The sequence below is a fragment of the Aminobacter sp. P4_D5 genome (assembly GCF_056401815.1).
In genome coordinates, this window is sequence record NZ_JBFUIP010000122.1 from 1 (window position 1) to 17,350 (window position 17,350).

14 protein-coding genes and 2 pseudogenes are annotated in these 17,350 nt (G+C 61.5%); 8 read left to right on the plus strand and 8 right to left on the minus strand.

The window, feature by feature from the left end; genetic code table 11:
• From AC1DWF_RS22055 to AC1DWF_RS22090, 8 genes and pseudogenes are all read left to right on the plus strand, one after another.
• Positions 1-253, plus strand: a pseudogene (locus AC1DWF_RS22055) (ABC transporter substrate-binding protein); the annotation flags it as partial.
• Between the two features lie 166 nt (positions 254-419).
• The gene (locus AC1DWF_RS22060) at positions 420-668 is read left to right on the plus strand and encodes an aa3-type cytochrome c oxidase subunit IV (protein ID WP_476786786.1); all 249 of its coding nucleotides are present in this window, start codon (positions 420-422) and stop codon (positions 666-668) included.
• Between the two features lie 287 nt (positions 669-955).
• Positions 956-2,197 (plus strand): Re/Si-specific NAD(P)(+) transhydrogenase subunit alpha, encoded by a 1,242-nt coding sequence (locus AC1DWF_RS22065; protein WP_476786787.1) that lies wholly within the window; start codon positions 956-958, stop codon positions 2,195-2,197.
• A complete protein-coding gene (locus AC1DWF_RS22070) occupies positions 2,194-2,619 on the plus strand; it encodes a proton-translocating transhydrogenase family protein (protein WP_476788454.1) in 426 nt (141 codons plus the stop codon). Before AC1DWF_RS22065 ends, AC1DWF_RS22070 begins: the two co-directional genes overlap by 4 nt.
• A 1-nt stretch (position 2,620) precedes the next feature.
• On the plus strand, positions 2,621-4,018 hold the full coding sequence (locus AC1DWF_RS22075) for an NAD(P)(+) transhydrogenase (Re/Si-specific) subunit beta (protein ID WP_476788455.1): 1,398 nt from the start codon (positions 2,621-2,623) through the stop codon (positions 4,016-4,018).
• Between the two features lie 502 nt (positions 4,019-4,520).
• Positions 4,521-5,777 (plus strand): metallophosphoesterase family protein, encoded by a 1,257-nt coding sequence (locus AC1DWF_RS22080; protein WP_476788456.1) that lies wholly within the window; start codon positions 4,521-4,523, stop codon positions 5,775-5,777.
• Positions 5,774-9,241 (plus strand): AAA family ATPase, encoded by a 3,468-nt coding sequence (locus AC1DWF_RS22085; protein WP_476785378.1) that lies wholly within the window; start codon positions 5,774-5,776, stop codon positions 9,239-9,241. The genes AC1DWF_RS22080 and AC1DWF_RS22085 overlap by 4 nt, the downstream gene beginning before the upstream one ends.
• 36 nt (positions 9,242-9,277) lie before the next feature.
• A complete protein-coding gene (locus AC1DWF_RS22090; RefSeq protein WP_476785379.1) occupies positions 9,278-9,646 on the plus strand; it encodes a ribbon-helix-helix domain-containing protein in 369 nt (122 codons plus the stop codon).
• Between the two features lie 51 nt (positions 9,647-9,697).
• Here the strand turns inward: AC1DWF_RS22090 and AC1DWF_RS22095 are convergent, their stop codons facing one another.
• The 8 genes and pseudogenes from AC1DWF_RS22095 to AC1DWF_RS22130 form a co-directional block, all read right to left on the minus strand.
• Positions 9,698-10,633 (minus strand): sugar kinase, encoded by a 936-nt coding sequence (locus tag AC1DWF_RS22095; protein ID WP_476788458.1) that lies wholly within the window; start codon positions 10,631-10,633, stop codon positions 9,698-9,700.
• Between the two features lie 78 nt (positions 10,634-10,711).
• Positions 10,712-11,539, minus strand: coding sequence for an SMP-30/gluconolactonase/LRE family protein (locus AC1DWF_RS22100; protein WP_476788459.1), 828 nt, complete (start codon positions 11,537-11,539; stop codon positions 10,712-10,714).
• 4 nt (positions 11,540-11,543) lie between these two features.
• Positions 11,544-13,331 (minus strand): CoA-transferase, encoded by a 1,788-nt coding sequence (locus AC1DWF_RS22105; protein WP_476842057.1) that lies wholly within the window; start codon positions 13,329-13,331, stop codon positions 11,544-11,546.
• Positions 13,332-13,344: 13 nt separating this feature from the next.
• Positions 13,345-14,358: a hypothetical protein gene (locus AC1DWF_RS22110; protein ID WP_476783107.1), complete on the minus strand. Its 1,014-nt coding sequence runs from the start codon at positions 14,356-14,358 to the stop codon at positions 13,345-13,347.
• Complete coding sequence (locus AC1DWF_RS22115) at positions 14,355-15,140, minus strand: enoyl-CoA hydratase/isomerase family protein (protein ID WP_476783106.1); 786 nt, start codon at positions 15,138-15,140, stop codon at positions 14,355-14,357. Before AC1DWF_RS22115 ends, AC1DWF_RS22110 begins: the two co-directional genes overlap by 4 nt.
• Positions 15,137-16,342, minus strand: a complete 1,206-nt coding sequence (locus AC1DWF_RS22120) for a CaiB/BaiF CoA transferase family protein (RefSeq protein ID WP_476783105.1) — start codon at positions 16,340-16,342, stop codon at positions 15,137-15,139. The genes AC1DWF_RS22115 and AC1DWF_RS22120 overlap by 4 nt, the downstream gene beginning before the upstream one ends.
• Positions 16,343-16,360: 18 nt before the next feature.
• Complete coding sequence (locus AC1DWF_RS22125; protein WP_476783104.1) at positions 16,361-17,146, minus strand: SDR family NAD(P)-dependent oxidoreductase; 786 nt, start codon at positions 17,144-17,146, stop codon at positions 16,361-16,363.
• Position 17,147: 1 nt separating this feature from the next.
• Positions 17,148-17,350 (minus strand): annotated as a pseudogene (locus AC1DWF_RS22130) (ABC transporter permease); the annotation flags it as partial.

Here is a 17,350-nt window from a genome sequence, read left to right on the forward strand (position 1 = left end):
CCTCAAGATCGACGACGCCAGGCTGGCGTCGCTCGGCATGACCGGCATGATCGGTCCGTTCGCGACTTCCTGCACCAACCATGCCGGCCATGGCGGGGCGTGGATGCTGGAATGGGACGGCGCCAAGTTCGTCAAGACATCCCATCTTTTGACCGCTGACGCCGAGATGATTGCGCCGCTGGTCGAGCTGGAAGCCGGCAAATTCGCCGAGGCCCACGCGCCGTGGCCACTCAACGAGGCGTGCAAGAACTAGGGTTGTGTTTTCCTGCGGCACCAGAACGCGCCGGTTCATCAAATGAGCCAAGATTTCCCTGCTGGGGATTGATAATCTTGTCGCAGCCAAAGGGGCAATCTTTCCATTGCCCTGCAGCGCGCATTTAGGTATGTGCCCTTGAACTCGTTTTCCGGAGGGGACTCTCATGGCTGATAATACGCCGACCGGCCCGATCGAACTTGGCGCGCAGATGGACTACGCCGAGCACGAGAAAACCTATTCGATGTTCATTACGCTGTCCAAATACAGCACGCTGGCTTGCGTTGCGCTGATGATCGCCATGGCCTTTGGGTTCTTCACCCCTGCTGGATTTTTCTCCAGCGTGGTGCTGTTCCTGATCATCTGCGCCGTCGGCGGTTTCCTGCTGCGCGACGTACCGACACATATTCGCTGACATTTCTACGCAGCCGCGGGCTCCAGCGTCAGTTTTGGTTCCGGTCAATTTGGGCCGGAGATAAACAGACGACCTTCGTTAGAAGAACGTGGACCAAAAGCGGCTCCGTGCAATAGCCTTGCCGGTGTAGTGACTGGCAAGGCATGGTCCTTATAAGATTGTGGCTTCGGGTGCGTCGGCGGCTTCTCCGTCAGTATCCAAAGTAGATTTCGTTGGTAAGGCGCCGACGCGTCTTTGTGCGTCCGGCGCTTTACGTTTGGTAAGGTTCCAACCGAAAGGACGTGACGGTGGGCCAGACGATATTCATCCCCAAAGAGCTTGAGTTGATTGAAACCCGTGTTGGGGCTTCGCCGGATACGGTGAAACGCCTGGTGGGGCTTGGTTTTGACGTGGTTGTCGAGACAGGGGCAGGGACCTTGTCGCGCATTCCCGATGCCGATTTCACTGCTGTCGGTGCTGTCATCGGCAAGGCTGTCGATGCGGGACGCGCCGATGTCGTGCTGAAGGTCAGGCGGCCCAGCGACGCCGAGCTCAAGGGTTACAAGCCAGGTGCGGCCGTGCTCGCCATCATGGACCCCTATGGCAATGATGCTGCGGTCTCAGCGATGGCCAAGGCCGGTGTGACGGCGTTTGCCATGGAACTGATGCCGCGCATCACGCGCGCCCAGGTGATGGACGTGTTGTCGTCGCAGGCAAACCTTGCCGGCTACCAGGCGGTGATCGACGGCGCGGGCGAATATGACCGCGCCTTGCCGATGATGATGACGGCGGCCGGCACCGTGCCGGCGGCGAAAGTGTTCATCATGGGTGTCGGTGTTGCCGGCCTGCAGGCGATTGCGACTGCGCGGCGCATGGGTGCGATCGTCACCGCCACCGACGTGCGTCCGGCGGTCAAGGAGCAGGTCGCCTCGCTCGGCGCAAAATTCCTCGCCGTCGAGGACGAGGAATTCAAGGCCGCCGAAACCGCTGGCGGCTACGCCAAGGAGATGTCCAAGGAGTACCAGGCCAAGCAGGCGGCGCTGACCGCCGAGCATATCGCCAAGCAAGACATCGTCATCACCACCGCACTCATCCCGGGCCGTCCGGCGCCAAAATTGGTGTCAGCCCAGATGGTCGCCTCGATGAAGCCGGGTTCGGTGCTTGTCGATCTCGCCGTCGAACGCGGCGGCAATGTCGAAGGTGCTGTGCCCGGCAAGGTCGTCACCACCGCCAATGGCGTCAAGATCGTCGGCCACCTCAACGTGCCGGGCCGTGTCGCGGCGTCCGCCTCGCTGCTTTATGCCAAGAACCTGTTCGCCTTCCTCGAGACCATGGTCGACAAGGCCTCGAAGCAGATTGCCATCAACCGCGACGACGAGCTGGTCAAGGCAACGATGCTGACCGATGCCGGCCGCGTGGTTCACCCCAACTTCGCCAGCGCAGCGGCTGAGAAGGCCGCGCCTGAAAAGGCTGCGTCCGCAAAACCGGCTGCCGTGAAGAAGCCGGCTCAGCCCAAGACGTCGAAGAAGTCATCTCAGGGAGACGCATGATGGAAGGTCTTCAAAAAGCCCTCGACCAGCTCGACCAGGCGGTTGGTGCCGTCCGGCTCGGTGTCCAGGATCTCGCCACCGCTCAAAATGCGGCCGAGGCCGCCGGTGGTGCGGCGCACGCACTGTCGGGTGGAGCGATCGACCCGTTCGTCTTCCGCTTCGCCATCTTCGTTTTGGCGATCTTCGTTGGCTATTACGTTGTCTGGCAGGTGACGCCGGCCTTGCACACGCCGTTGATGGCGGTGACCAACGCGATCTCCTCGGTGATCGTCGTCGGCGCGCTTTTGGCCGTCGGCATCGCCGCGTCGGGGCTTGCCACCGGCTTTGGCTTCATCGCCCTGGTGCTCGCCTCGGTCAACATCTTCGGCGGCTTCCTCGTCACCCAGCGCATGCTGGCGATGTACAAGAAGAAGGACAAGTGACGTGACCCTCAACCTCGCTTCCTTCCTCTACCTGGTCTCCGGCATCCTGTTCATCCTGGCGCTGCGYGGCCTGTCGCATCCGACCACCTCGCGTCAGGGCAATACCTACGGCATGATCGGCATGGGCATTGCCATCGTGACGACGCTGGCGCTGGCCAAGCCGTCGGCCGCCGGCCTCGGCCTGATCGTGCTCGGCATCGCCATCGGCGGCGGCATTGGTGCGGTCACCGCGCGCCGCATCGCCATGACCTCGATGCCGCAGCTGGTCGCAGCCTTCCACAGCCTCGTTGGCATGGCTGCCGTGATGGTCGCGGCAGCCGCCGTCTATGCGCCGGAAAGCTTTGGCATCGGCAGCGTCGGGGCCATCCACGCCCAGGCGCTGGTCGAGATGAGCCTGGGTGTCGCCATCGGCGCCATCACCTTCACCGGCTCGGTCATCGCCTTCCTCAAGCTCGATGGCCGCATGTCGGGCAAGCCGATCATGCTGCCCGGCCGCCACTTCATCAACGCGGCCCTCGGCATCGCCCTTGTCGTTTTGATCGTCATGCTGGTGACGACCCAGTCGACGACGGTGTTCTGGCTGATCGTGGCCGTGTCGTTGGTGCTCGGCGTGCTGCTGATCGTGCCGATCGGCGGCGCCGACATGCCTGTCGTCGTCTCGATGCTCAACTCCTATTCGGGTTGGGCGGCWGCGGCACTCGGCTTCACGCTYGGCAACCTGGCGCTGATCATCACCGGCGCGCTGGTCGGCTCGTCGGGTGCGATCYTGTCCTACATCATGTGCAAGGGCATGAACCGYTCGTTCATCTCGGTCATCCTCGGCGGCTTCGGCGGCGAGACCGCGGCKGTYGCCGACGACGGCATCGAGCGCACCGTCAAGCAGGGYTCGGCCGACGAYGCCGCCTTCYTGATGATGAACGCGCAAAAGGTCATCATCGTGCCGGGCTACGGCATGGCGGTGGCCCAGGCCCAGCATGCGCTGCGCGAGATGACCGACAAGCTCAAGGCCAATGGCGTCGAGGTCAAATACGCCATCCACCCGGTSGCYGGCCGCATGCCCGGCCACATGAACGTGCTCTTGGCCGAGGCCAACGTGCCTTACGACGAGGTCTTCGAGCTCGAAGACATCAATTCGGAGTTCGCCCAGGCCGACGTCGCTTATGTCATCGGCGCCAACGACGTCACCAATCCCTCGGCGCGCGACGACAAGAACTCGCCGATCTACGGCATGCCGATCCTCGACGTCGACAAGGCGCGCACCTGCCTATTCGTCAAGCGCTCCCTTGGCTCCGGCTACGCTGGCATCGACAACACGCTGTTCTACAAGGACGGCACCATGATGCTGCTCGGCGACGCCAAGAAGATGACCGAAGAAATCGTCAAGGCCATGGATCACTGAGCCAAGCGCTCAGGCGATCTCACTGCAGCGAGAACCGACAAAAAGCCCGGCAAATGCGCCGGGCTTTTTGTCGCCATCAGCTGGGTCCTATGCATCAGCATGCCCGCGGGGCGAAATCTGGCTTCATCCGCTTGACGATGTCGGTGGCAGTGCGCGCCGAGCCGGCCAATATTGTCGAACCCATATGGTCGTGGCCGATTTGGAACGAAATTCGCGGCACTCCGGGGCATCCGCCCTTCGTAGCTGTAGTTGGCCAGCGTTTGTCAAACTGCCTTGGACTTAAAGCTCTGCTCTTGGCTGAATGAAATCGGGGGAGGTCACAGATGCCGAGCCCTGGTCGAGCTTTGACAACTGCATCCTCCAACATGGTAAGAGGCCAACGAGAACTACGCCGGTGCCAGATGATCGTAGCCTGGGTTCAGGACAGCCAGCACGGCGCGTCGTGTAATTTTTGTCGAGCCGCGGTCGAACCCCCGTTTGTTCCCTGGCTGGAGACCGCTGAATGGCATTTCGATTTATACATACAGCCGATATTCACCTCGATTCGCCGCTCCGTTCTCTCGCGATGCGAAACCCAGCTCTTGCCGAACTTGTCGGAGACGCCAGTCGCCAGGCGTTTGTCTCCATTGTGGATCTATGCCTAGCGGAAGGTGTCGATGCCCTCGTCATTGCCGGCGATCTTTATGACGGCGATCAGACCTCCATGAAAACCGCGCGGTTCTTGGCTTCGCAGATGACACGTCTTCACCAGGGCGGCATCAGAGTTTTCAAGATTCGCGGCAATCACGACGCCATGTCGCGGATATCGAAACAGCTCGTGTTTCCGGACACAGTAACGATTTTCGGCGGTCGTCCCCAGCCCGTGCTTCAAACAGCCGGCGGACTGGACGTCATGTTTCACGGATTGAGCTTTGCGAGTCCCAAGGCACCCGAAAGTCTGCTCGCTAAATATTCCGCTGCGCGCGAGGGCACGGTCAATGTGGGGATCATGCACACCAGCCTGGGCGGATCGCCCGGTCATGACGTCTACGCGCCGTGCAGCGTCGCTGACTTGCATAACCACGGCTTTGATTTCTGGGCGCTCGGGCACATTCACGTCCGCAAAGTTCATCCAGGAGCAAGCACGGTGGTGATGCCAGGAATGCCGCAAGGCAGGGACATCAACGAGGACGGAGAAAAATCCGTCACTCTGGTAACGATACGTGACGACCGTTCCGTGGAGATTGAGGAAAGGCCGACGAGTGTCGCGCAATTCGAGCGCGTGAACGTCGACGTGACCGGGACGATGGAAGGCCCTGAAGTCATTGGACGAATCCGATCCGCACTCGAAGATATCCGGGCGTCGGTCAGATCCCGCCACGTTGTGGTGCGTCTCGGTCTGAGCGGGGCGACACCTTTGTCGTGGGCACTCATCCGCGACAGGGACCTGTTGCTGGCGGAAGCCGAGCAGGTCGCCGAGCAGGCAGGCGACACATGGGTGGAAAAGCTGGAACTGGACCTCTCTCCGCCCAGGACGGAGACCCTCGATATCGCGGATCCGATTTTCGAACTCGCTGAATCCATGCGCGCCAATGCCAGCTCGGAAGCCTTCCGTGCCGAAGCGAGGGCATTGGTCCTGAAAACGATTGCGGATCTTCCCCCCGACGGGCGCGACTTCGCCGGAAAGGATGAGGCTGAGCTCGAATTATTCCTCGACAGGGTTCTTGCCAGCGGCACTGACCTGGTCACAGCCCGCCTCAAGGCAGGTGGATTGCAATGAGGCTCCGGCGGCTTGATCTCATTCGTTATGGAAAGTTCACTGACAGGACGATCGAATTCGGCCCAAGACCGGAGTCTGGGCCCGACCTGCACATCGTGTTCGGGCTGAACGAGGCCGGCAAGTCGACTGCGCTTTCCGGCTATCTGGACTTGCTGTTCGGCATCGAAGAACGCAGTCGCTACAATTTCCTCCATGAGTACAGCGCGATGCGTGTCGGCGGCGTGCTCGAATTCGGGGGAGAGGAGCATACGTTCTCGCGCACGAAACAACGGAACAACTCGCTGTTGAACGCTCTGGGGCAACCGGTGAGCGAGGTGGCGATAACGGCCCATCTCGCAGGTCTGTCCCGGGACGCATACGGCACCATGTTCTCGTTGGACGACGAGACGCTGGAAGCAGGCGGAAAATCGATACTGGAGTCGCGTGGCGACCTGGGCAAGCTCCTGTTCACGGCCAGCGCCGGTCTTGGGCAGGCCGGTGACACGTTGAACGCGCTCGAAGCGGAAGCGGACGGGCTCTATCGGAAACAGGCACACGGAACCGAACTTGCGCTTCTCAAGAAGCGACTTGCGGAACTGAAGTCTGGGAAGGATGCAATCGACACATTGGCGTCCACGTTCGAGACCCTTGAGGCCGAACGTCTTGACGCGACTGAAAAATACGATGGCAGCATCACTGAACGGTCGGTGCTGTCGGCGCGGCTCGATACCATTGCGAAGTATCTCCGCGCAGCCCCGATCCTTGCAGATATCCGACGCAAGTCAGCCCGCCTGGCCGAATTGCCTGACATCGCTTCGCCCCCCCGGACATGGACAGGCAGTGTCGCTGAGATGATCGATGACGACGCCAGCCTGAGAACGCGGCTGTCAGCAAACGTCGACGAGGTCGAGCGACTGTCGACAAAAATCGCGTCGGTCGAGATGGACGATGTGATCCTTGCGATCTCCGAGCGGGTTCGCGGACTGGCGGATCGCAAGGTGCGATATATTTCGGCAGGCTTGGACCTGCCCAGTCGCAGGACGGACCTGCAAATACTCGATAGCGCCGTGGCGACATGCCTTGCTGCTCTGGGACGGTCCTCCGAGTCGGACCCTGCCGCGCTGCTTTTGCCTGCTGCCACAGTCGGCGCCGTTCGCAATATGGTCGAACAGCGATCGGGGATCGCCACGAGCGTGCGCGTCGCACGCGATGAAGCGGCGGCAGCCCATGATGCGCTTCAGACGGCGCGAGATCGAGTTGGCGAAGAAAGGGCCGTGCCCGAACCTGCCAGGGCAAGGCTGATCTCGGCCTTGTCGAAAGCGAGGGGGAGTGGGTACGTAAGGGAAATCAAGACGGCACGAGAGGTGGGGGACGAGCGCGAAATTCGATGGGAGGCAGCGATCCGCCGCTTGCATCCCTGGTCGGGAGATGCTCAGGCGCTGGCTGGAATTTTGGTTCCTAGCGCCCGCCAGGTTGGTGCATGGAAAAGTCGCTCGGCAGAGCTCAAGACGAACAGGGAGGTTCTCTGCGAACGTCTTGGAGAATACCAGGGCAATCACGAATTGCTCTCGGCGCGACTGGACGCCCTTCGCGCCTCGGTCGATGTGACCGACGATGAAGCCGCCACCGCCATCCGGCGTGCCCGGGACGAGGCTTGGGCAAGGCATCGGCATGACCTTAAGGGTGAGACGGCCGACGACTTTGCGGCAGTGCTGGCTCGTGACGACAATGTTGGAGCAGTTCGCCTGGCCAACGCGCGCGAGCTCGCTGAAATCCGAACGACCATCCGCAGCCGCGCTGAGGCCACGGCTGCCATCTCGCGGGCGCGCGACCAACTTTCACAGATCGACTTGGACGTGGAAGCAATACTTTCGGAAATCCGCGTGGCGGCAAGAGATCTGCTCGACAAATGCCTGGAGTCTTCGCCTGAGCGTCTAATCGAACTGATCGAGGACCGTACTTCTGCCCGGACCGATGCGCTAGAGGCCTGGGAGGAGATCGAGGTCGCACGTAAGAAGATCGGTCGGGCGACCGACGAGGAAAACCGCATACGCCAGGAGCTGAGCGGGGCGCTGGAGAGCGTCGGCATAAGGTCGGATGCCGGCGAGAGCTTGGAGACGATCATGGTCGTCGCAGAGCTGTTCCTCGACAGGCAGGTCAAAGTCGACGCCGAACGCGCCGAGGCGATCAAAACGGTTAGCGCGCAGGAGGAGTATCTKGCAGCCAGACGACGGGCCATGGACGTGGCAGAAAGGCGTGAGGACGAATGGCTGGCCGGCGTTGCGGAGGCGCTCAAAGGCACTTGGCTCGAGAATGGGCTTTCGGCGCCCAGTGTCGGCAACGTACTTGATCAACTGGCTGAACTGTCCAAAACCATCGAGGATCGGGATGCGATGCAGCTCCGCATCGGCAAGATGCAGGCAGACAGAGATAGTTTCATTGTCGAGGTTACCGCTGCTGCAGCCGAGGCGGGTGACCCACCGGACGACGAGCCGGAACAGCTGGCGATCCGGCTTGCTGAGCGCCTGGAACGCGCCGATCGCAGTCGCGAGGCGAAGACAAACCTCGTCAACGACCTACAGCGCCTGCGAGATGCTCGTGACACCCTAGACGTCGAAATTGCGGCGCATGAGCGCCGTAAGAATGAGGTCCTGGGCGTCTTTGGTGTAACGACCCTAACCGAAGTCGTGGAACGCGACGAGCTGCTGCGCGGGAGGGATCGTCTGCGCGTTGCCGTGGCCGAACTTGAAGAGCAGTTGTTGGCCGAACTCGCGGTGGAGGGGATCGCGCAGGCGCGTTCGATATTGGATGCTCTCGATTTCGATCGCCTCGCAATCGAGAGGGCCGAAAGCGAGCAACGGCTTCAGGGTATCGACGAAACGATCCAACAACAGCTTATCCGGCAGACGCGAGCGGCCGACAAGCTGGACGCCATTGGCGGCGACAGCGCTGTCGCCCGAATAGATGCCGAACGTCGCACCGTCCTTCTGGAAATCGAGGAAAAAGCTGTCCGTTACATCGAGTTGAAACTGGGCGTTTTGTCCGCTGGAAATGCTCTGCGCGCATACCGCGAGCGTCATCGCTCCGCTATGATGGCGCGTGCATCGGACGCTTTCGTGCTCATCACGCGCGGTCAATACTCGGGTCTGGCAACCCAGCCTGTAAAAGGCGGCGAGGTCCTGATCGCATTGCAACGCGACGGGCAGTCCAAGGTCGCCGACGCTTTGTCAAAGGGCGCACGTTTTCAACTCTATTTAGCCCTGAGGCTTGCCGGCTACTACGAATTTGCCCAGTTTCGACCCTCAGTGCCATTCATTGCCGACGACATTATGGAAACCTTCGACCATGTCCGGTCCGAAGAGGTTTTCAGGTTGTTTGGAGAGATGGCGAGCGCGGGCCAGGTAATCTACCTGACCCATCACCAGCACCTGTGCGAGATCGCCAAAACGGTTGTGCCGGGCGTAACGATCCACGAGCTCGGATAGCTGTACGTACTCAAACACCTGTCGCGAGGCTGGCATTTGGTTCAGGCGGCCATTGTGCAAACGCCACACAGAAGGGCAATCAATGCTGACCGCTGTTTCTACTGGCGGCGGGAGTTCAGTACCCAGAAAGGAGATGTTCTTGCCGCCAAAATTGCTTATTGTTGTTCCATGACCACGATGAGCATTTCGGTGCCTGATACGCTCAAATCATTCGTCGATGAGAAGATTGCCGGCCGTCCTTGTGGCATCAGTCGTGAACACGTCTGCGAGTTGATTCGCAAGGATCAGGATCGTCAGCACTTGCGCCAGCTACTGCTCGACGGTGCAGCGTCGGCGCCCGCAGTGCCTGCCGTGGCCACAAGACGGCGTGAGCACGAAGCCCTTCGTTCCGCTCCAAGCTCGTAGGGACTTAGAAGAGGACCATGCGCGAGGCTGATGACAAGGTCACCCCTTGGTTCATCGATCTCGACGGTCCGCGGGGATGAGCGCCCCCGGGGTTTGCACGACAGTTCGTGCTGCGTCGTGCGCCATTGGTGCAGCTCTCAACGGCGACTGGTCCAGCATTCTGGCTGCGAGGTATGTGCCATTAAACGCATCACCTGCACCGGTTGTGTCGACAACCTTGGAAACCGCGCCTGCCGGAACTAAATGGCTCGCCCCGTCGAAACATACCGTCGCGGGGTTTGGACCATCCTTCACAACTACCTCCGAGCAACCTAGGGCCAGGAACCGTTCCGCTGTGGCCTGCGGAGACGCATCGCCAAACAGCTCGGCCTCGTCATCGTAGGAGGGCAGCACGAAATCGGCCAACCGGGCAGTCTTGGTCAGTACAACCCTTGCCGTTTGCGTGTCCGACCACAATCGCTTTCGGTAATTCGGATCGAACGCGATACGGGCACCAGCCTGCTTCGCATCCTGAAGTGCCCCAAATAGCGTCGCCCGCGCGGCCTCGCCAAGAATTGCAAGGGTAATTCCCGACACAAAGATCAGCGAGGCCTTTTCAAACGCTGCATCCAGTACGCGTCGTTGGTCCGCCAGTCGTGTAGCCGCGGAATCCTTCCGCCAATAGCTGAACGAGCGCTCGCCCCTGTCCAGATGCACCATATAGAGGCCCACGGTCCGATCGGGGTAGCGGATGATATGGGATGCGTCGATGCCGGCACCTTCGATGAAGGACACCATCGCATCCGATGTCCGGTCGCGTCCCACCGCGGTCAGGTACCTGACGGCATATGTCTCAGGTAGAAACTGCCGCGCCGTCCAGGCGGTGTTGAAGCTATCGCCGGCATAGCCCAACCGATAGAAATCGCCTTCGTCCGGCGACATTTCCACCATGCACTCACCGGCAGAAACAAAGAGCGGGCTAGCGCCTTGCTGCGTAATCGCCAACATGGGAACATCCTTCGTATCAGGCAATTTCGCCGCGTCTTGCCGTGATCAACAAAACCCGGCCGACAGCCGCGAGTGCGCTTACCCAAACACCAGACCGAGATCGATCTCGGCAATGTGCCAGCGGCCAAGGTTGGCCGTGTAAAGCTTCCGGCCTTTCAAAGCGACGTTGGTCGGGTGCGCCAGGGTTGTTGCGCCCGGATCTTCGATCAAGAGGCTGAGCCCGCGATCCTCGCGCCAACTGTAAATCCGGCTCGGCTCGTAGCAAGCGATCAACAATGAACCGTCAGGGGCGAAAGCCAGGCCGTCGGGCACATTGTGCACGCCTTCGACGACGACACGTTTCCGGCCCGCCGAACCGTCGGTCTCGATCGGCACGTAGCTCACGCAAGGGGCGTCGGTTTCGACGACGTAAAGTCCCTTGCCGTTATGAGCCATGACCATGCCGTTGGCGAAGGCGAATATTTCCCTGCACCATGGTCCGCCTTCGCCTGTCTCGAGGTCGAAACGGAAGACGCCACCGGCCTCGCCGGCACTGTCGGAAACGTAGAGCCAGCCATTCGCTTCGTCGACAACGGGATAGTTCGGCACCTTGATGCCCGCATCAGCGAAACGTATCATCTCATTGCTCGCGGCGTCGAAGCGAAACATCGCCTTGTGTCGCAGATCGCATGCGAAGCAATTGCCGGCGCTGTCGAAGGCGATGCCGAGCAGGAAGCCACCCGTTGCCGCCATCCGCTCGACCGCCTTGCCTTCGGCGTCTATGCGCAGCAAGTCGCCGGTCTCGGTGCCGCACCAGATCGAACCGTCGGCATGGACCGCAACGCATTCCGGGTGTGCTACGCGCGGCTCGGTGAAAATACCGTCGAAGAAGACGCGGGCCGCGGATATTGGCAGCAGCGGTTCCATGGGGTCACCTCGCTTGGTTCTTGGGCAGGCAGCGTTCGACGACGTCACGGTCGAGCGCCAATATCTCGTTGAGAAGCGCTGTGCGTTCCTTGGCGCTGACAAATTCGAGGCGGCGCAGGCCAAGCGGATCGATGCGGTTTCGCAACACCGAAAGGACGGCCGGATCGGGTAACGCAACTTCGCGGCAATCCGGATCGAACGAAACTGGGAAGGCGGTCGCTTCGCGGACGCGCTGTTGTGAAATTCCTGGCATCGTCTCAGCAACGATGAGCTCGCGCGTTTCGGGGTCGAGCCGGAAGACGCAGAGGTCGGTGAAGACAAACGCATGGCCGGTGCGATAGCCATGTGGCGCGCGTTCGGCTTCAGTCAGCAGCCCGCGTGCCGAACTGGCGATCTCCACTTCATTCACGACCGACAATGGCGAGTGCCGCGGAACGTAAAGCAGGTAGTCGCGATGCATGTTGGCGACATCGGCCATGCCGCCTTGTCCCGGCAGACGTATGACGCCACCGGATGGCTTGTCGATGGCGATGGTGTTGACCCGACCGCGGCGGTCCACCTTTGCTGCGGCGACGATCTCATGCGTCACCGCGCCGGCCTGGTAGTAGGTCGAATAGGTGTCGTCGCCGCCTGCATGCGCCGCCGCCGTCTCACCATCGAGGCTTTCGAGCAGTGACAGGATCATGGGGCTTGGTGCTACATCGAGATGGCCGCAGCTCATAGTTGCGATGATCATGCCGGGCGCATGGGTGGCCTTGGCCAGCCGGTAGGCGACATTGGCCAGCGGTGAGACTGCGCCGGCGCTGGCGAAGCTGTCGTTGCCGAGCTCAGAAGCGATGYGTGCGGCCAGAATCTCATCGATTGTGGCTGGAGCGGCATCCGACAGGACGGCCGGCTTCGCCAGTTCGGCAACCACCTTGTCGACGGAAGCTGCATCGATCTTCGCCGCGTTGACGATTTGCGGAGGTACTCGCTCTGAGGATAGCGAAATGCCGTCGGACAGCCGCTTTTCCGTATCGCCGAAGGCCTGTGAGAGCCGCGCATAGTCGGTGACATAAAATGGCAGGCACGATGTCGGATAGGCGGCGCCCGGGGCCACGGCGATGGCTGTCACCTGATTGCGCGTCAGCACTGTCTGGCGCCCCGCCTCGGCGAGACTGCCTACGGGCACGATCTCTTCGACGGTAACGAGAACCTGCCGGGCGGCACCGACCATGGCGAGATCCAGAGCTCTTGGCCCCAGGATCTGGACGTTGCCGCTTTCGTCGGCGCGCTGGGCGTGTAGGACGAGCGTGTCGAGGCGCAAGGCAGGAATGACAGCCACCTGTTCGCCGGTGATCGGATCAGCGGCAAGCTTGGCGCCCGGAACACGCTCCAGCATGTCCGAGCCGGCCGGCGGCTGAAACGGCAAGGAAGGCAGGTTCTGCTGGGCAGCGCGCAGGGCCTGAATCATGGCCAGGGCCATCCAGTCGCGAACGGGCAGGGCCCCGGTTTCAGCGGCCTTGCGGAAGCGTGGTGGCAGGCCGAAAATGTCGAGGCTCGAAAAACAGACGTCGATCTCGGCGACCGCGTTTGCCTCCAGAAGCAATTCCAGCGGCAGGCCACCAGCCCATGAAACGTAGCGCAGACTGTCTACGCCACGTTTCGTTACGGCATTGAGCAAGGCGATCGGCAGGCGGGCAAAGTGATGGCCGCCGACGCCGAAGACGTCGTTCGCTCGCACCAGGGTGGCAAGGCCGGCCACATCGGTGAAATGTGGGCTGTTGGATTTGACCAGGGAAATGCGGGTCATTGCGAGGCTCTGCTCATAGGGACTCCACGGATATGCGGTAGTGCGTTTCGAAGAGGCTATCCGGCGTGAATTCGAGTGCCGTCGGCACGCCCGACAAGGCAATCGGGTTGTCGGCCAGCGCAGTCGCTGGACCAAGCCCGAACGGCGAACACACCGGTTCGATGCCGATGGCGAGATGGCGGCCGTTCCAGGGTTCGGCGGTACGTCCGCGGTTCGACATCCATAGAAGCAGACTCGGGAAATCGTTCGGGTTCCACGACAGTCTGGCCCGGTAGCCGTCAGCAAGGTTGGCCAGCGCCACGTGGCCGTCCAGCCCTTCGATCTGCAGAAGTTCCTCGGTGTCGGCCATGAAGGGTAGCGTCGACGCGTCGATGGCCGCGCCGCCATTGCGTGCCGGAACAGTGGTGATGTCCTGGAACGTTGTGTTGGCGGCGAAGATCGCCTTGCCGGGTTCGACGGTTTCCGGATAGGTGCGCCCGACACTGAAGGCGCCGAGCTCGAGCTGCGCCGAGCCTGGTTGGGTCGGCAGGCGGAACACCGGATGCAGGCCGATCGGCAGCCGGCATTTTTGTCTGACGAAGATCCTGAAGGTCAGGTCGACAGCTGGCGCGTTGGCGTCCGGCACCACGACGCGCTCGACGCGGGCGACAGGACTGCCTGCCGGGTAATCCAATGCGAGCGCCAAGGATGCTCCGTCGCCGTCCTGCCATTTCCAATCATGGTTCGAACTGTGGCCGTGCACTTCCTCATCATCGACCGGCGGCCACATCACGTTCACCCATTCGCGCGGCCAGCCATCGCTGGGCACCGAATACCCAAAGGGAACGCAGGGCCATTCACCGCGCAGACGACGCAAGATCCCTGGCAGTTCAGGCGTTTCAGGCTCCGCGGCCCAAGGTGCGACGTGCAGCGGGGAAACCACCCTGCCGTCAGCCAGCTTGAACTGGACCGGCGCCATCATGGCGCCCAGCCGCTGGACCGTCAGCGAGCCATGGGCCCAGTCGAGAGAGCGTTCGGCGTCGGTCATTGCTTCGATTTCGCCGTACTTCTTTCGGCAAATTCACGGACGCGCGCCTTGCCGATTTCGCTGCGGTAGAGTTCGCCGAGCAGGTCGCGCTCCATGGCAAGGCCGGCGGCCAGATCGCCAGTCAGGGCATGCGCGGTCAGGCGCTTCATGCCTTCAATGGCCATCGCCGGTTCAGCGGCGATGGCCTCGGCCAGTTCCATGGCGCGTGGCAGCAAAGCGGCAACATCGACGATTTCATTGACAAGCCCCGCGGCGACGAATTCCGAAGCAGGAACGATCGCACCCGTAAGCAACAGCATGTTGGCGCGGTTGCGTCCGAGCTTGGCGACGCTACGCTGGGTGCCACCGCCACCCGGGATGAGCCCAAGTTTTATCTCTGGCAGGCCAAGCTTGGCGAACTGATTGGCAAGAACGATGTCGCAGCACAGAACGAGTTCCATGCCGCCGCCAAGCGCGAAGCCGTTGACGGCAGCGATCACCGGTTTGGCGTTATCCTCGATTGCCGCATACATGCGTGTGCCGGCAGCCTGGAATGCATCGAACTCGGCACCTGTCTGCGCGGCATATTCCTTGATATCGGCCCCGGCCATGAAGCCGCGACCCTCGCCGGTGACGACTATGGCGCCAACCGTTTCGTCCTTCGACAGGCTTTCGAAGGCCGTTGTTATCTCGGCCTGCATCAGCTTGTTCATGGCGTTAAGCTGGTCGGCGCGGCGGAAGGTGACGAGCGCTGTGCGTCCCTTCCTCTCGACAGTAAGCGTCAGGTATTCGGCCACCGTCATGCCTCTTGCACGGTCATGTCGCCGGCCGCTTCCAGCTCAGCGATCTCGTCGCTCGACAGGCCAAGCTCAGCCAGAATCTCACGGCCGTGCTGACCAACCAGCGGGGCAGGGCGGTCGATGCTGGCAGGTGTTTCGCTCATCCGGACAGCCGGGGCAACCACCTTGACCTTGCCGCCGCGGGGATGATCGTAGCTGGTGATCATGCCCATATGGGTCACTTGCGGATCTTCGGCGGCGCGGCGGATATCCTTGACCTCGGCGCACCAGATGTCGACGCCAAGCAAGCGCGCGAGCAACTCGTCGGTCGAGAACTTCTTCGTCTCGGCGTTGACCTTGTCGAACACTTCGTCGCGTTTGTCGAACAGGGTCGTCAGATCGTCGTATACGGCGAGCTGCGGTGCCTCAAGCACCGTATAGAGCGTCTTGAAGGGGCTCATGGCGATGGAAACGTAACCGCCATCCGATGTTTCATAGATACCGAACGGCGCCTGCATGCCGGGGTGTCCGATGCCTGAGTTCGGGCGGACGAAATCCTCACCGAGATTGAGCACCGCGACATATTCCTGGTTGAGATGCGCAAGCATACCTGCGAGCAGGTTGACCTCGATCTTCTGACCTTTGCCAGTCTTCTCGCGGTAATAAAGCGCGGTGAGGATGCCATAGACCATGTTCATGGCGCCGATCTGATCGGCGAGGCCGGCGCCGGCGGGGACAGGCGGCTGATCGCCTCGGCCGGTGTTAGCGGCCACGCCGGCAAGGCCCTGGATCAGCATATCCTGGCCGGGGCGGTCGACATAAGGACCTTCCTCACCATAGCCGGAACCGGAGCAGTAGATGATACGCGGATTGACCGCCTTGAAGTCCTCGTAGCCGTAGCCGAGCTTGGCCAGAACGCCGGGCCGGAAGTTCTGCACCACGACGTCGGCGTTCTTCGCCATATCCATGATGATGGCGTGCACCTTGCGGCTTTTGAGGTTGAGGGCGATGGAGCGCTTGTTGCGGTTCCAGGCGAGGAAGTTGGGGCTTTCGGACCCACCCACCCATTTGGCGAAGAAAGTCATGCCGCGGAACATGTCGCCCGAGCCGGCACGCTCGATCTTGATGACATCGGCGCCCATGTCGCCGAGCAACTGCGTCGCGAACGGACCCTGCAACAAATGGCTCATATCGAGGATGCGAACGCCTTCAAGGGCCTTGTTCATTTCTGGTCTCACAAAGTGTCAGGAGTTATGGGGGATGAAGTGGGGCATGGCGGTGAGCCCGCCGTCTACCCGCAGGTCGATGCCGGTGGTGAAGCCGGCTGCATCGCTGGCGAGATAGACCGCGGCCTCGGCTACTTCGGACGGCTTGCCGATGCGGCCGATCGGATGCATGCCGATCCAGGACTGCATTAGTCCAGGCCCGAGCTGTTCGATCACCTGTTCGTTCATCGGCGTGTTGATCGTGCCCGGCGAGATCGAGTTGACGCGGACATTGTGTGGGCCGAACTCGACCGCCATCTGGCGGCTCATCGACATCACGGCGCCTTTGGCGCCGGCATAGGCCGTCCAGCCGTCGAGGCCGATATGTCCTTGCGCGGATGCCATGTTGATAATCGAGCCCGACTTCTGCCTGATCATGTGCGGCAGTGCATATTTGCAGCCGCGAAAGACGCTAGTGAGGTTGACCGCGATCAGGCGGTGCCACTGCTCGTCGGTCATTTCGTAGACCGGCATGCCGCCGATGGCGATTGCCGCATTGTTGACCAATACATCAAGCCGGCCCGTCTTCTTGACAGCAGCATCTATAAGACCAGCAATATCGGTTTCGCTGGACACGTCGCAGTGCAAGAAGTCTGCCTTCATCCCCTCCGCGCGGAGTTTTGCGGCGGCGTTGGCGCCCTTGTCGTCAGCGATGTCGCCGAGGAAAACGTGTGCGCCTTCCCGTGCCATCGCTTCCGAGATCGCGAAACCGATGCCGTCCGCAGCACCGGTGACAACAGCCGTTCTTCCTTCAAGTCTTTTCATGTCAGGCTCCCTGCGCCCGGCGGCGCTTCAACTCGTCGAAGCTGACCGCGGCGATGATGATCATGCCGGTGATGACCAACTGCCATTCGGTCGGCAGGCCAAGGCCACGAAGGCCGTTGGACAGGAATTGCAGGATCAACACACCGAGCGCCATGCCTGTCAGGCTGCCGATACCGCCAGCGAGGCTGACGCCGCCAAGTACTG

Excerpts from the sequence above, each read along its gene's own strand:
- AC1DWF_RS22060 (WP_476786786.1), top strand. The coding sequence starts at position 420 with ATGGCTGATAATACGCCGACCGGCCCGATCGAACTTGGCGCGCAGATG.
- AC1DWF_RS22070 (WP_476788454.1), top strand. The coding sequence starts at position 2,194 with ATGATGGAAGGTCTTCAAAAAGCCCTCGACCAGCTCGACCAGGCGGTT.
- AC1DWF_RS22080 (WP_476788456.1), top strand. The coding sequence starts at position 4,521 with ATGGCATTTCGATTTATACATACAGCCGATATTCACCTCGATTCGCCG.
- AC1DWF_RS22095 (WP_476788458.1), bottom strand. The coding sequence starts at position 10,633 with ATGTTGGCGATTACGCAGCAAGGCGCTAGCCCGCTCTTTGTTTCTGCC.
- AC1DWF_RS22100 (WP_476788459.1), bottom strand. The coding sequence starts at position 11,539 with ATGGAACCGCTGCTGCCAATATCCGCGGCCCGCGTCTTCTTCGACGGT.
- AC1DWF_RS22110 (WP_476783107.1), bottom strand. The coding sequence starts at position 14,358 with ATGACCGACGCCGAACGCTCTCTCGACTGGGCCCATGGCTCGCTGACG.
- AC1DWF_RS22115 (WP_476783106.1), bottom strand. The coding sequence starts at position 15,140 with ATGACGGTGGCCGAATACCTGACGCTTACTGTCGAGAGGAAGGGACGC.
- AC1DWF_RS22120 (WP_476783105.1), bottom strand. The coding sequence starts at position 16,342 with ATGAACAAGGCCCTTGAAGGCGTTCGCATCCTCGATATGAGCCATTTG.
- AC1DWF_RS22125 (WP_476783104.1), bottom strand. The coding sequence starts at position 17,146 with ATGAAAAGACTTGAAGGAAGAACGGCTGTTGTCACCGGTGCTGCGGAC.